This window comes from Brevundimonas sp. KH_060, from assembly GCF_057838275.1.
Genome location: NZ_CM174463.1, coordinates 1,047,711 through 1,061,196, shown reverse-complemented (window position 1 = coordinate 1,061,196; position 13,486 = coordinate 1,047,711). Strand labels below are relative to the sequence as shown.

The following is a 13,486-nucleotide window of genomic DNA, read 5'->3' as shown; positions in this document are numbered from 1 at the left end:
GGTGTCTGCGCCGCACGAAAAAGGGGCTGCAGGACACGTCGTCCAGCAACCCCTCATCCGTTCGACTTCGCCGTCCACTTTTTCCCGCAAGGGGCAAAGGGCGCGGCTTCAGCCCTTCAGGCTCTTCAGCGCCAGTTCGTGACGATAGGCCGCCACATCCGCCAAGGCCGCGTCCAGCGCCGTGCGAACCCGCTCCAGCCCGGCGGGCGCAGAAGCCTGTTCGCCGAACTCCACCTCTTCACAGACCTGGGCCAGGGCCTTGGCCCCGATGCCCGCCCCGGCGCCGCGAATGGTGTGAACGGCGTCGCGCCAGCCTTCGCTGGACGCGTCCAGCATGGCCGACCACATGCGGGCCTGTTCTGCGAACAGGCCCAGCACTTCTTCCGTCACATCATCCATGCCCGCCGTCATGGCTTCGAGGACGGTGAAATCCACCGCCCCCGACAGGTCGCGCCTGGCCATCAGGCCTCGGCCTCTTCACCCTTGGCCAGGCGCGAGTTGCGCGACGACCACAGCAGGTAGAGCGCCAGACCAAACAGGTTCCACAGCAGGAAGTAGAGCTGCGTCGAGGTCTTCAGGCTGAAGAAGAAGATGATGCAGCCGACGATGGCGATGCCGCCGACCAGCCACCACAGCGGCGCCTTGAACTTGCGCTCGCGGTTCGGTTCGCGCATGCGCAGCACGATCAGGCTGACGCCCACAGCCATGAAGGCCATCAAGGTGCCGGCGTTGGCCAGCGACGCCAGCTCGTCCAGCCGCATGATGCCGGCCAGGAAGGCGACGACGACGGCGGTGAACACCGTCACCACAGCCGGAACGCCGCGCTTCGAGATCTTGGCGAGGCGGTTGGGCAGCAGGCCGTCGCGCGACATGCCCAGGAAGATGCGGCTCTGGCCGAACAGGAAGGCCAGCAGCACGGTCGGCAGGGCGATCACGGCGGCGGCGGCGATCCACTGGGCGGCGACGCCCTGGCCCAGACCACGCATGATGTGCGCCAGCGGCTCGGGACTGTCGGCGAAGCTGGCGACCGGGGCGGCGCCGATCGCAGCGGCGGCGACGGCGATATACAGAACGGTGCAGACCACCATCGAGCCGACGATGCCGATGGCCAGGTCGCGCTCAGGCTTCTTGGTCTCCTCGGCCGCCGTGGCGATGGCGTCGAAGCCGTAGAAGGCGAAGAAGATGATGGCCGCCGCCGCCATGACCCCCGTCTGTACGAAGGGCGCGCCGAAGCCGTGCGGCATGAAGGGGGTGAAGTTGGCCGTATCGAAGTGCGGCATGGCGATGGCCACGAACACCACCAGGGCGGCGATCTTCACGAACACCAGGATGGCGTTCAGCGTCGCGCTTTCCTTCGTGCCCAGCAGCAGCAGGCCGGTCACGATGGCGATGATGAAGATGGCCGGCAGGTTGATCAGCCCGCCCTCGACATGCGGCCCCACGGTCAGAGCGAACGGCAGGTCGATGCCCAGTCCCGCCAGGAAGGGCACGGCGTAGCCGGACCAGCCGACGGCCACCGTCGACACGACCAGCGAATATTCCAGGATCAGGCTCCAACCCACGACCCAGGCGAAAATCTCGCCCAGCGCGGCGTAGGAATAGGTATAGGCGCTGCCCGAGGCGGGCATGATCGTCGAAAGTTCGGCGTAGGCCAGAGCGGCGCAGGCGCACACCAGACCGGCCAGGGCGAAGCTGATCAGCACCGCAGGGCCCGCCAGACCCGCCCCGACTCCGATCAGGGTCAGGATGCCGGTGCCGACGATGGCGCCGACGCCCAGAGCCATAAGGTGCGGCCAACCCAGGGTTTTCTTGAGCCCCGGCCCCGAATGCGGGGCCAGCATCGCGTCGATCGAGCGACGACGGTTCCAGAACGCCATAATCTTTACTCCCCCTCGCCGCGTCTTTTCGGCGGCTGATTCAAGGCGCGACCTTAGCGCGCGATGCAATCGCGATAAAAGATGCATTTGACGCTTGCACCCGACACCGGTCCTGAGTAATAGGAGCGCCCTTCGCCGAGGCCATCAACGCCGCCGCGAAGGACCGGCGCCACACCAAGGGCGCAGACGACGGTACGGGTGATTAGCTCAGTTGGTAGAGCAGCTGACTCTTAATCAGCGGGTCGTAGGTTCGAACCCTACATCACCCACCATCGTCCCCTTGATTTCATTGAATATTTAGCCATCTCGACCGAGCTCTATCGTCGGGCCATCCTTTAGGACGGCGATTAGGACGGTAGTTAGGACGGTGGATTGCGGTTGGTGTTGCCCGATAATCTAGCCGTCGCGACCCCGGCACGGTTCCGACCGTAAACTCGCGGATGGTCGGAGATGACACAGCCGCTCAAACTTACGCCCCTCGCTTCCGAATCGGAGACCTCTGGTGGCTGCGCACATGGCAAAATCAACTGACTCACCCGCACGCTCTCGCTATCTGAGGACGCCCGAAGCAGGCCACTTTCTGGGCCTTTCAGGGCGAACCCTAGAGAAACACCGCACGTACGGAACTGGACCGACCTACCGAAAGATCGGAGGTCGAGTGATCTATGCAGTGCACGACTTGGAAGCTTGGGCCGATCTCGGTCTACAGAACTCGACTGGGGAGCCCAAGAGTCAGATCCGAGCGGCTAAGCCACAGGATGGAGGACGTGCCGCGATTTGAGGCGCGGGCGTCTGAACCATCCCCACTCGATCCTTCAACAGACCAGAAGGCGCTGATTTATCAGCGCCTTTTCTCTAATCCGCGCACCATACCGTGCGAGCTACCGTCACTTGGACAGCGCTTTTGAATTCATTGATGAAATTCGACGTAATAAAATTCTAGTGATGTCGCCATCTATCGGCAGGCAACTCTGCTTCAAGACCAACCAGCACCGCTATGACAAGCGAATAGGCAATGGACTATACCGTATCATCAAACCGACAACAGACGCCACTGAAGCCGGTTGATACCGTCAGTCTCGCTTGGTCGAGTTGTTCAAAGACTCCGACGCCTGCTCCGGAGTTGTCACCTCAACACGAAGACCGCCTCCTGGTGAGCGCAAGAACTGCACCTGTCCCCCATGGGCCTTCACAGTGGCGAGGACGATAGAGAGGCCCAGACCGCTCCCTCCGGTAGGGGCATTAGACGCGCGGAAAAAGCGCCGTCCCAAACGATGCAGATCCGAGAAGGCCACGCCCGGTCCGTCGTCCTCGACGATCAAGCGTCTGGAAGTCGGGTCGTAACTGATCAGGATTGAGGATGCCGCGTGCGCCTGTGCGTTGGCGAGCAGATTGGCGGCCGCTGCCCCGAAGCGATCTGGATCCACGTTGAGCAGGGCGTCACCGTCGACGAACGAGACCCGACCATCGCCTTCCGCTCCTGCAAACAGCGATCGGAGCGTCACCCAGCGGCGATCCTCGTCGCTAACCGGCATCTCGTCCTCGCGCGCCAGGGCGAGAAGCCCCGTGACGAGGCGGGCGGTGCGATCGACGGAAGTCTGGATCTGCTCCAGCGCGCGGCTTCGAACGGCAGGATCCGAAGACGACGCCGCAATCTGCGCCTGGACGCGCAGGCCTGCCAGAGGGGTACGCAACTCGTGCGCGGCGGCGGCCGTGAACTCGGCCTCGCGACGCCGCGCTGCGCCAAGGCGTGACATCAGGTCGTTCAGCGCCAGGGCGAAGGGACGGAGTTCGCGGGCGTCCGGCGATACGTCCAACGCCGTCAGATCTTCCGCATCCCGTACCGCAAGGCTGCGGGTCATTTGTCGAATAGGGGCCAGCCCCCGCCCAACCGACCACCAGATCAGCACGCCCAGCGCCAGCAGGCCGAGGACCGCCGGACCGATCAAGGCGGTGACGACATTGCCGACCAGGTGTTCGCGAACGGCCAGATTGTCCCCGACCATGACCCGGAATCCGGCGTCTCGATCATGCACCGTATAGACGCGCCAGCGCTCGCCCCGGATCGTGCGTTCTGAAAATCCGTCGCCCCCTTCCGACAATCGCTCCGCAGGCGCGCTTTGGGACCGACCAATCAGATCGCCTTCCAGCGACCAGATCTGGCAGGAGAGCTGACGGTCATAGACATCCGCGGCCCCGGTGTCCGGAGCCTGGATCGCCGGGCGCACGCTGCCGGCCTGCATCAGGGACGAAACCATGCGGGCCGACTCCATCAGGCGCCGGTCCAGCACCCGCTGCACTTCGGCCCGGGTCTGGATTTCGACCCAGACGACCGCGCCGCCCCAGACCAGGGCGGTCACGAGCGCGAGAGTGACGAACAGACGCAGGCGGATCGAGCTCATTGCAGGGTGTATCCCACGCCGCGGACGGTGCGGATGAAGCCGGCTCCCAACTTGGCCCGCAGATAGTGGATGTGCACTTCCACGGCGTTGGAGCCGATCTCCTCCTGCCAGCCGTACAGGCGTTCTTCCAGCTGACTGCGCGAGAGGACCTGTGCGGGCCGTTCCATCAGGGCCTCCAGGATAGCGAACTCACGTCTTGAAAGGGGCAGGTCCCCCTCTTCACGCCAGGCCAGACGCGACTTGGGATCGATGGTCACCCCGCCGTGGCGCAAGGCGGGGGTCGAACGTCCGAGCAGGCGACGCCGCACCGCGCGCAATCGCGCGGCCAGCTCGTCGAGATCGAACGGTTTGCCGACATAATCGTCCGCGCCGGCGTCCAGACCCACAATGCGGTCCCGACTATCGTCGCGCGCCGACAAGACCACCACGCCGACATCCATGTCGCGCTCTCGAACGAAACGCAGCACCGAAAGGCCGTCGCCGTCAGGAAGACCCAGGTCCAGCACGACCGCATCGAACGCCGAGCTTTCCAGCGCCGCAAGGGCGTCCTCGACCCGCCCGACGACTTCGACCGTCCAGCCGCAGGCGCTGAGCCCGACCTGGAGGCCGTCGGCGAGGACGGGATCGTCTTCTATGGCGAGCAATCTCATGCGGTGTGACGTGCAAGCTCCGGCTTAAGCCTGACTTAAGCTCGCTTGCCGACGAGATGGCCATGAGGTTTTTCCGCCGACTGCTGCCCGCCGCTCTCGCAATCCTGTCCTTCGCCCTGCCGGGTTCGGCTCTGGGTCAGGCTCCGCTTTCGCCCGACAAGGCCTTCGCCCTGACGGTGACGCGCGAGGCCGACGGCGATCTGGCCTTCGCCTGGGACATCGCGCCTGGCCATTATCTCTATCGTGACCACACCGTCGCCAGCACGCCGGGCGGGAAGGTGTCTCTACCACTGGAACTGGCCGCCGGCGAAACCAAGGACGATCCGGGCTTCGGCGTCGTCGACGTCTGGCATGACGCGGGTCGCGCGACCCTGTCGGCGCAGACATTGACGCAGGCGGGCGAGCCGACGTCGGTCAACATCACCTATCAGGGCTGCCTCGAGGACTCGATCTGCTACCCGCCGATGACGCGCACCATCGACGTGCCGACCCGGCCGCAGGCTGACGTGACCGCGCGGGAGGCCGATGCGCAGACCGCACAGGCCGCGGCCATGCTGGCGATCCAGGCGCCGGGCGCTACACCCGCGCCCGAGGACGACGAGGGAGGAGCGGCGCCTTCGCCGGTCGCGTCATCGCCGGCGGTCACTCTGGACGCCAACCCGGGCTTCGTCGATCGCCTGGCGCTGCAGGGCGGGGCGACCTGGGTCCTGCTCGCCTTCTTCGGCTTTGGCGTGCTGCTGTCCTTCACGCCCTGCGTCTTTCCCATGTATCCGATCCTGGCCGGCGTCATCGGACGCGGCGTGGACGGGCGCGGTACGCGCCGAGGTCTGACGCTCTCCGTCGCCTATGTGCTGGGCCTTTCCATCGCCTTCGCCCTCCTGGGCGTCGCGGCCGCCTGGTCCGGACAGAACCTGCAGATGGCGCTCCAGTCGGTTTGGGCCGTGGGCGCTCTGGCTGTCGTCTTCGTCATCCTTGCCGCGTCCATGTTTGGCGGCTTCGAGCTGCAACTGCCCTCGGCCTGGACCAGCCGCCTCTCCCGCGACGGCGGCGAGGGCCGGCGGTCCCTTCCCTCAGCCGCAGGTCTGGGCTTCGTCTCCGCCCTTATCGTGGGCCCTTGCGTGACCGCGCCCCTGGCGGGCGCCCTGCTCTATATCGCCCAGACCGGCGACGTTGGGCTGGGCGCGGCTGCCCTGTTCTTCCTGGGCCTGGGCAAGGGGGTGCCCTTGATCGTGTTCGGCACGGTCGGCGCGCGCTTCCTGCCCAAGGCCGGGCCGTGGATGGACCGGGTGAAAATGCTGTTCGGCTTCATCTTCCTGGGCATGGCCTGGTGGCTGGCCGGCCGCATCCTGCCGCCGACGGCGACGCTGGCTTTCGGCGCGGCGCTGGCGCTCGGTCTGGCGGCCGCGCTCGGCCTGTTCCAGCCGCTCAGCCCGAACCTGAGAAACGGCGTCGCCCGTGTCGCCGGCCTGGCGGCCGCGACCTGGGGCCTGTTGCTGCTGGTCGGCCTCAGTCTCGGGGCGGACGACCCTTGGCGTCCGCTTGAGCCCCTGGCGCGTCCCGCTGGACTAGCAGCCGCCGCGCCGGTCGAAACCGCAGCGGTCGTGCTGGATCAGACGGCGCTGGACCGCGCCGTCGCCGATGCCGGCGCGCGCGAACGTCCCGCCCTTGTCTATTTCACCGCCGACTGGTGCGTCAGCTGCAAGGTGATCGAGCGGACGGTGTTCGAGGACCCCGCCGTCATCGCTGGCCTTTCGAACACCGACCTCATCAAGGTCGACGTCACGCGCAGCACCCCCGAGGCGCGTGATCTTCTTGAGCGGCACGGAGTGGTCGGACCGCCGACGATGATCTTCCTGTCGCCCTCGGCGACCGAGGCGCCGGGCAGCCGGCTGATCGGAGAAATGTCGGCCCAAGACGTCGCATCCGCCCTGCAGAGCGCCGGAGCCGCCGCATGAACGCCATCACCCTGGGCCCGCTCGTCCTGTCGGGCGAGCGATTCGCCATTATCGCCGGCGTGTTCGTCTTCATGATCGGCGCCGGACTGCTGGCCAGCCGGGTCAGCCCGCGCTTCAATCTTTGGAGCACGGTCCTGGTCTTCGGCGGTCTGGCCGCCGCCCGCCTCGGTCACGTGGCGACGCACTGGGAGTATTTCGGGGCGGACCCGTGGCGGGCGCTCGCGGTCTGGCAGGGCGGGTTCAGCTGGATCTGGGTCGCGCCGGTCGTGATCCTGACCACGATCCTGCTGCTGCGCACGACGCGCGAACGCGCCTGGGCCATTGCGCCTGTGCTGGCCAGCGCCCTGGTTTGGACCACCGCCCATCAGTTGGCCTCGGCGACGCAGCCCATGGCGCCGCCCGCCCTGACGCTGGCCGCGATGGACGCCCCGCCCATCAACCTCTCCGCTCCGGGCGACCGGCCCACGGTGATCAATCTCTGGGCCACCTGGTGCCCGCCCTGCCGGCGCGAGATGCCGGCTTTGGCCCAGGCCGAAAAAGCCCATCCGAATGTGCGCTTCCTCTTCGTCAACCAGGGCGAGGGCGAAGCCGGCGTTCGGGCCTTTCTGCAGAGCCAGGGGCTGGCCCTCGACCATGTCCTGTTCGACGAGGCCATGGCGGTGCCGCGCCACTACGGCACGGCCGGCATTCCGGTGACCCTATTCCTCCACGCCGACGGCCGCCTGGCCAAGGCTCACATGGGGGAAATCGCCCCCGAACAGATCGCGACGGAAATCGCGCGTCTGCACTGACCCCTCGCCTCACGGAGCTTCCATGAACCGCACCTTCGCCCCTGCCCTCGCCGCCGTCCTGGCGCTCGCCGCCTGCGGCCCCGCCGACGCCGACAACGGCGCGGCGCCCGCCAGCCCTTCCGCCGCCTCTGGACAAGACATGCCACCCATCGCCCAGGTCGGCTTCAACGATCTGCTTCGGGATCCCGCCGCGCCCTTCATCGGCGCCGAAAACGCCGATGTGACCATTATCGGCTTCGTCGATTACAACTGCCCCTACTGCAAGAAGATGCAGCCGGAGATCGACGGCCTGCTGAAGGCGGACCCCAAGGTGCGCGTCCTGTACAAGGACTGGCCGATCTTCGGCGACGTCTCGGAGACCGCCGCCCGGACCGCCCTCGCCGCCGGTTATCAGGGCAAATACGAGGCCGTCCATAACGCCTTCATGCTGTCGCCGTCGCGCATCGGCGACCAGGCGGACATCACGCGTCTGGTCCAGTCGGCCGGCGTGGACATGGCGCGCCTGAATCAGGACCTGGCCGATCACCGCGCAGACATCGACGCGGTGCTCGACCGAAACGGGCGAGAAGCGGCGGCCCTGGCCCTCCAGGGCACGCCCGCCTTTATCATCAACGGCAATCTGATCCCAGGCGGCATGCCCCAGGCGCAACTCGAAGCCGTGATCGGTCGTATCCGCTCCGGACAACCGCTGCGCTGAGACCGACCATGACCACCCTGACCCTGCTCCAGCTGAACGACCTGCACGGCTATCTCGAGCCGCATCCCGAACTGGTGCGCACCGAAGGCGGCTGGCGGTTCGAACGGCTGGGCGGGGTCGCCCGCATCGCGCGCCTCTTCGAAGAGGCGCGCGCCGAAGGTCCATGCCTGACCCTGGACAACGGCGACACCTTCCATGGCACGCGGGTCGCCGTCGCCAGCCGGGGCGAGGCGCTGGTTCCGATCATGAACGCCCTGAAGATCGACGCCATGACGGCGCACTGGGAGTTCGCCTATGGCCCCGCGGGGTTCAAGGCGTTGGCGGCGCGACTGGAGTATCCCGTCCTGGCCGCCAACGTCTTTCGCAAGGACGACGGCGCGCCGGTGTTCGACGGGCGATGGGTGTTCGAGCGCGGCGGTCTGAGGATCGGCGTGATCGGCCTGGCCTGCCCCATCGTCGACAAGACGATGCCCCCCGCCTTCTCTGAAGGCGTGCGGTTTGAAATGGGGGTGGCCGAAGCCCGCGAGCAGCTGCTCCAGCTCCGGCAGGAGAAGGTCGATCTGGTCGTCCTGCTGTCGCACCTCGGCTTTCCGCAGGATCTCAAGCTGGCCACCGAGACGCCGGGCATCGACGTGATCCTGAGCGGCCATACCCATAACCGCCTGCACGAGCCGGCCCGCATCGGCGACACCCTGATCATCCAGTCCGGCTGCCACGGCGCCTATATCGGCCGGCTGGACCTGGAGATCACAGACGGCCGCGTGTCCCTGCGCCGCCATCGGCTCATAGCCGTGGACGTCGGTCCCGAAGACGACGAAGTCGCCGGCTTGGTGGAGACGGCCCTGGCTCCCGAGCGGGAACGTTTGGCGCGCGTCATCGGCCGCACGGCCATCCCCCTTCACCGCTACGCCATGGCCAGCGCGCCGATGGACGACGTCCTTCTGGCCGCAGCGGCGCAGGCGGCGGACGTGGACATCGCCTTCTCGAACGGCTGGCGATACGGCGCGCCCGTGGCGCCGGGTCCGGTCACTCTGGGCGACCTCTACAATATGGCGCCGATGAACCCGCCGATCTCGCGCACGATGCTGACCGGGGCCGAGTTGAAGGCCATGCTGGAAGAGAATCTTGAGCGCACCTTCGCCGCCGACCCGTATGAGCAGATGGGCGGCTACATCAAACGCTGTCGGGGCCTCACGGCCTTTGTGAAGCTGGAGAATCCCAAGGGACAGCGCCTCGACCGCCTGCTGGTCGGGGGCCGGCCGGTCGAGCCGGAGGCGGCCTATCCGGTGGCCTTCGTCACCGCCCAGGGGGTGCCCGAACGTTACGGGCGGGACCGCCGGACGCTCGACATCGACGCTGTGGGCGCGCTTGAATCCTGGTTCGCCGACCATACGCCCGGCGAGACCGATCTGCCCGCCAGCGTCCTCATCATATGAAGGAACACCTTATGGACTCCGTCTCCGCCCGCGACTTCTGGAACAGCCGCTATGACCGCCAGGACTACCTTTTCGGCGAGACACCCAACGCCTTCCTGTCCGCTCAGATCGCGCGGCTCCAGCCCGGCATGACTGCTCTGGCGGTCGCCGACGGCGAAGGGCGCAACGGCGTGTGGCTCGCCGAACAGGGCCTGACCGTCACCACCACCGACATCGCCCCGCGCGCGATCGAGAAGGCCCTCGCCCTGGCCGAGCGACGCGGCGTCACACTGGACGCCCAGTTGGCGGACCTCGAGACCTGGACCTGGCTGCAGGACGCCTTCGACGTCGTGGTCGCCGTCTTCATTCAGTTCGCCCCGCCTCCCCTGCGCGACCGCATTTTCAAGCGTATGAAGGCGGCCGTGAAGCCTGGCGGCCTGATCCTGCTGCAGGGCTATCGGCCGGAACAGATCGCCTATGGAACGGGCGGTCCGGGGCAGGTCGAGAACCTCTACACCGAGGCGCTGCTCCGCGACGCCTTCGCCGACTTCGACATCCAGCATCTGAAAAGCCACGACAGCGACGTCTCCGAAGGCGCCGGCCACAGCGGCCGGTCCGCCCTGATCGATCTCGTCGCCCGCCGTCCCTGACCCCCAGCGCCCGCACACCGGAACCGGCCATGAAAACCCTCCTCCTCGCCCTGTCCCTGGCCGCCTCCCTGGCGGCCTCCCCGAGCTTCGCTCAAGCTGTTTCAGGCTTCGGCGGCTTCAAGCCCCTGCCCGAGGCCGGCGAACAGCCGGATCCGTCGCGCGTCTATCGGGTCATCTTCGACGTCTCCCAGGGCGGTCCGGACGACAGGCCGCTGAAGGGACTGGATCGCGTTGCGCGGCTGGCGAATATGCTGGCGGCGGGCGGCGTGGACGCCGACCATCGTCAGATCGTCGTCGTGCTACACGGCGCCGCCACCCCTGCGGTCCTGTCCGACGCCGCCTGGGCCGCGCGCGGCAAGGGCGACGCCAATCCCAACAGCGCCCTGATCCGCAGCCTCATCGCCGCCGGCGTCCAGGTTCGGCTGTGCGGCCAGGCCATGGCGGGGAACGGCATCGCACAAGCCGACCTCGAACCGGGCGTGAGCGTCGATCTCGCCGCCCTGATGACGGTCATCCACCACCAGCAGGCGGGATATGCCCTGGTTGTGAACTGACGGCTCGGCATAGGCGAAACCTTCCCCGGCCAAAAAAACCATTAGTTTGTGTAAGTGTGTATGTAAGTGTTCAATGGGGTGTCTGAAGGAGACATCGACATGACCGGACTGCCCCGCCTCAACGAACCCGCCCCCGACTTTCACGCCCGCACCACGCACGGGGACCGCAGCCTGGCCGATTACCGCGGCAAATGGCTGATCCTCTTCTCCCACCCGTCGGACTTCACCCCGGTCTGCACGACCGAGTTCATCGGCTTCGCCAAGCACGCGGATGAATTCGCCGCCATGAACTGCGAGCTCCTGGGGCTCTCGATCGACAGCATCTTCTCGCACCTGGCCTGGACCCGGAACATCAAGGAGAAGTTCGGCGTCGAAATCCCCTTCCCCATCATCGAGGATCTGAAGATGGAGGTGGCCCAGGCTTACGGGATGATCCACCCTGGCGCGGCCGACACCTCGGCTGTTCGCGCCACCTTCCTGATCGATCCGGAAGGCAAGCTGCGCGCCATGGTCTACTATCCCATGAGCAATGGCCGCAGCATCGAAGAGTTCGTTCGGCTGCTCACCGCGCTCCAGGCGTCCGACGCCAACGGGGTCGCGACGCCTGAGAACTGGCGCCCTGGCCAGCCGGCCATCGTCCCCCCACCCAAGACCGCCGAGGCGGCTGAGGCCCGCGCCTCCGAGGGTTACGTCTACACCGACTGGTATTTCTCAACGCGCGACCTCCCCGACGCCCCGAAAGCCGCCTGATCGGACGCTGGCCGGGCCGCGCAAGCGGTCCGGCCCTTTTCTTCGCAAACCAAACGGAGCCTTCATGCAGATCATCGACCACGGCGGAGCGCGCATCGCGGCGCTCCACGACAAGAAGACCGGCAGTTGGCAATATGTCGTCTCCGACCCGGTCAGCCGCAAATGCGCGATCATCGATCCGGTCTGGGATTTCGACGAGAAGGCCGCGGCGACCTCGACCCGCAACGCCGACGCCATCCTGGACTACGTCAAGGCTGAAGGCCTGACCGTCGAATGGCTGCTGGACACCCATCCCCATGCCGACCATTTCTCGGCCGCGCCCTATCTCAACGAGAAGCTGGAGGCTCCAACCGCCATCGGCGAGAAAGTGGTTGGCGTCCAGAGGCTGTGGAAGGACATCTACGGCCTGGACGACGACTTCCCGGCCGACGGGCGCCAGTGGGACCGTCTCTTCCAGGCCGGTGATGCGTTTGCTGTCGGCGGCCTGCCGGGGCGGGTCATCTTCTCCCCAGGCCACACCCTGGCGTCCATCACCTATGTGATCGGCGGCAACGCCTTCGTCCACGACACCCTGATGATGCCCTATGCCGGCACCTCGCGCGCCGACTTTCCGGGCGGCGACTCCAAGGCCCTCTACCGAAGCATCCAGGACATCCTGGCCCTGCCCGAGGAGACCGGCGTCTTCGTCGGCCACGACTACGGTCCCGATGGCCGCAAGCCCGCCTGCTTCAGCACCGTGAGAGAGCAGAAGGCGGACAACATCCATGTCGGCGGCGGACGCGGCGAGGCGGATTTCGTGCGGCTTCGCGACGGCCGGGACGCCACCCTTCCCCTGCCGAACCTGATGCTCTACGCGCTTCAGGTGAACATCCGCGGCGGCGTGTTGCCGCCGGCCGCACCGGACGGGCGCGTCTATTTCAAGATCCCCGCCAATCACTTCGCCCCGCCCCAGGAGAACTCTTGATGCGTCCTTCCACCCTGGCCTTGGCCGCCCTTTTGAGCACGACGGCCCTGGCCGCCCACGCCCAGACGCCCGCCGATCCTCTTCATGTCTACGGCCCGGGCGGCCCCGCCCCCGCCATGCGCGAAGCGGCGAAGGCCTATGAGGCGCGCACCGGTCGCGCTGTGGCCGTGGTCGCCGGACCCACACCCCAATGGCTGGACCAGGCCAAGGCGGACGACGACCTGATCTTCTCCGGCTCCGAGACGATGATGACCGACTTCGTCAGCGCTCTGGAGGGCCGCATCCGCGCCGAGGCGGTCGAGCCGCTCTATCTGCGAACGTCCTCTATCCTCGTGCGGCCGGGAAATCCGAACGGCATCGGCGGCCTGGAAGATCTCTTCCAGCCGGGTCGCCGAATCCTGGTCGTCAACGGCGCGGGCCAGAACGGCCTGTGGGAGGACATGGCGGGTCGCACCGGCGACATCGCCAAGGTGCGCGCCCTGCGTCGCAACATCGTCGTCTACGCCCGCAACAGCGCCGAGGCCCGACAAGCCTGGATCGACGACCCGACGCTGGACGCGTGGATCATCTGGGGCATCTGGCAGGTCGCCAATCCGAACCTCGCTGATGTGGTCGAGGTCGAAGAGCCCTATCGAATCTACCGCGACGCCGGCGCCGTTGTGACAGAGACCGGCCGCCAGGACGCCGACGCCCAGCCGTTCCTCGACTTTTTGAAGTCCGACGAGGGGGCCGCCATCTTCGCGCGGTGGGGCTGGCGGACCGGCCAACCTTAAGTCTGCCT

Annotated in this window: 13 protein-coding genes and 1 tRNA gene; 10 read left to right on the top strand and 4 right to left on the bottom strand. The window is 66.8% G+C overall.

Translation table 11 applies throughout. From position 1 onward, the window contains the following. Nucleotides 1–108: 108 nt before the first annotated feature. Nucleotides 109–462 carry an Hpt domain-containing protein gene (locus tag AC3IPP_RS05270; RefSeq protein WP_489150603.1) on the bottom strand — a complete coding sequence of 118 codons (354 nt, stop codon included), beginning with the start codon at nt 460–462 and terminating at the stop codon, nt 109–111. Continuing rightward, entirely contained in the window at nt 462–1,877 is a 1,416-nt protein-coding gene (locus tag AC3IPP_RS05265; protein WP_489150602.1) for an amino acid permease, read from the bottom strand. The genes AC3IPP_RS05270 and AC3IPP_RS05265 overlap by 1 nt, the downstream gene beginning before the upstream one ends. 196 nt (nt 1,878–2,073) lie before the next feature. On the opposite strand from AC3IPP_RS05265, the gene AC3IPP_RS05260 reads away from it, so the two are divergent. Continuing rightward, a tRNA-Lys gene (locus AC3IPP_RS05260) sits at nt 2,074–2,149 on the top strand. An 801-nt stretch (nt 2,150–2,950) separates the two neighbouring features. Here the strand turns inward: AC3IPP_RS05260 and AC3IPP_RS05255 are convergent. Together AC3IPP_RS05255 and AC3IPP_RS05250 are read right to left on the bottom strand one after the other, a co-directional pair. After that, nucleotides 2,951–4,279, bottom strand: a complete 1,329-nt coding sequence (locus AC3IPP_RS05255; protein ID WP_489150601.1) for an ATP-binding protein — start codon at nt 4,277–4,279, stop codon at nt 2,951–2,953. After that, on the bottom strand, nt 4,276–4,929 hold the full coding sequence (locus AC3IPP_RS05250; protein WP_008264155.1) for a response regulator: 654 nt from the start codon (nt 4,927–4,929) through the stop codon (nt 4,276–4,278). The genes AC3IPP_RS05255 and AC3IPP_RS05250 overlap by 4 nt, the downstream gene beginning before the upstream one ends. A gap of 62 nt (nt 4,930–4,991) precedes the next feature. Between AC3IPP_RS05250 and dsbD the strand changes: the two genes are divergently transcribed. The 9 genes from dsbD (at nt 4,992) to AC3IPP_RS05205 (ending at nt 13,478) form a co-directional block, all read left to right on the top strand. Next, nucleotides 4,992–6,884: a protein-disulfide reductase DsbD gene (dsbD, locus tag AC3IPP_RS05245; protein ID WP_489150600.1), complete on the top strand. Its 1,893-nt coding sequence runs from the start codon at nt 4,992–4,994 to the stop codon at nt 6,882–6,884. Then, nucleotides 6,881–7,675 carry a TlpA family protein disulfide reductase gene (locus AC3IPP_RS05240; RefSeq protein ID WP_489150599.1) on the top strand — a complete coding sequence of 265 codons (795 nt, stop codon included), beginning with the start codon at nt 6,881–6,883 and terminating at the stop codon, nt 7,673–7,675. The genes dsbD and AC3IPP_RS05240 overlap by 4 nt, the downstream gene beginning before the upstream one ends. Nucleotides 7,676–7,697: 22 nt before the next feature. Further along, a complete protein-coding gene (locus tag AC3IPP_RS05235; protein WP_489150598.1) occupies nt 7,698–8,372 on the top strand; it encodes a DsbA family protein in 675 nt (224 codons plus the stop codon). Between the two features lie 8 nt (nt 8,373–8,380). Then, nucleotides 8,381–9,808, top strand: a complete 1,428-nt coding sequence (locus AC3IPP_RS05230; protein ID WP_489150597.1) for a bifunctional metallophosphatase/5'-nucleotidase — start codon at nt 8,381–8,383, stop codon at nt 9,806–9,808. 11 nt (nt 9,809–9,819) lie between these two features. After that, a complete protein-coding gene (locus AC3IPP_RS05225; RefSeq protein ID WP_489150596.1) occupies nt 9,820–10,437 on the top strand; it encodes an SAM-dependent methyltransferase in 618 nt (205 codons plus the stop codon). 29 nt (nt 10,438–10,466) lie between these two features. Further along, the gene (locus AC3IPP_RS05220; protein ID WP_376853713.1) at nt 10,467–10,991 is read left to right on the top strand and encodes a DsrE family protein; all 525 of its coding nucleotides are present in this window, start codon (nt 10,467–10,469) and stop codon (nt 10,989–10,991) included. A gap of 99 nt (nt 10,992–11,090) precedes the next feature. After that, the gene (locus AC3IPP_RS05215; protein WP_119412811.1) at nt 11,091–11,741 is read left to right on the top strand and encodes a peroxiredoxin; all 651 of its coding nucleotides are present in this window, start codon (nt 11,091–11,093) and stop codon (nt 11,739–11,741) included. 64 nt (nt 11,742–11,805) lie between these two features. Then, nucleotides 11,806–12,705, top strand: coding sequence for an MBL fold metallo-hydrolase (locus AC3IPP_RS05210; RefSeq protein ID WP_376853715.1), 900 nt, complete (start codon nt 11,806–11,808; stop codon nt 12,703–12,705). Further along, entirely contained in the window at nt 12,705–13,478 is a 774-nt protein-coding gene (locus tag AC3IPP_RS05205; RefSeq protein WP_489150595.1) for a substrate-binding domain-containing protein, read from the top strand. Before AC3IPP_RS05210 ends, AC3IPP_RS05205 begins: the two co-directional genes overlap by 1 nt. Nucleotides 13,479–13,486: the final 8 nt, after the last annotated feature.

Coding starts and splice junctions, on each gene's coding strand:
- AC3IPP_RS05270 (WP_489150603.1), bottom strand. CDS start 462: ATGGCCAGGCGCGACCTGTCGGGGGCGGTGGATTTCACCGTCCTCGAA.
- AC3IPP_RS05265 (WP_489150602.1), bottom strand. CDS start 1,877: ATGGCGTTCTGGAACCGTCGTCGCTCGATCGACGCGATGCTGGCCCCG.
- AC3IPP_RS05255 (WP_489150601.1), bottom strand. CDS start 4,279: ATGAGCTCGATCCGCCTGCGTCTGTTCGTCACTCTCGCGCTCGTGACC.
- AC3IPP_RS05250 (WP_008264155.1), bottom strand. CDS start 4,929: ATGAGATTGCTCGCCATAGAAGACGATCCCGTCCTCGCCGACGGCCTC.
- dsbD (WP_489150600.1), top strand. CDS start 4,992: ATGAGGTTTTTCCGCCGACTGCTGCCCGCCGCTCTCGCAATCCTGTCC.
- AC3IPP_RS05240 (WP_489150599.1), top strand. CDS start 6,881: ATGAACGCCATCACCCTGGGCCCGCTCGTCCTGTCGGGCGAGCGATTC.
- AC3IPP_RS05235 (WP_489150598.1), top strand. CDS start 7,698: ATGAACCGCACCTTCGCCCCTGCCCTCGCCGCCGTCCTGGCGCTCGCC.
- AC3IPP_RS05230 (WP_489150597.1), top strand. CDS start 8,381: ATGACCACCCTGACCCTGCTCCAGCTGAACGACCTGCACGGCTATCTC.
- AC3IPP_RS05225 (WP_489150596.1), top strand. CDS start 9,820: ATGGACTCCGTCTCCGCCCGCGACTTCTGGAACAGCCGCTATGACCGC.
- AC3IPP_RS05220 (WP_376853713.1), top strand. CDS start 10,467: ATGAAAACCCTCCTCCTCGCCCTGTCCCTGGCCGCCTCCCTGGCGGCC.
- AC3IPP_RS05215 (WP_119412811.1), top strand. CDS start 11,091: ATGACCGGACTGCCCCGCCTCAACGAACCCGCCCCCGACTTTCACGCC.
- AC3IPP_RS05210 (WP_376853715.1), top strand. CDS start 11,806: ATGCAGATCATCGACCACGGCGGAGCGCGCATCGCGGCGCTCCACGAC.
- AC3IPP_RS05205 (WP_489150595.1), top strand. CDS start 12,705: ATGCGTCCTTCCACCCTGGCCTTGGCCGCCCTTTTGAGCACGACGGCC.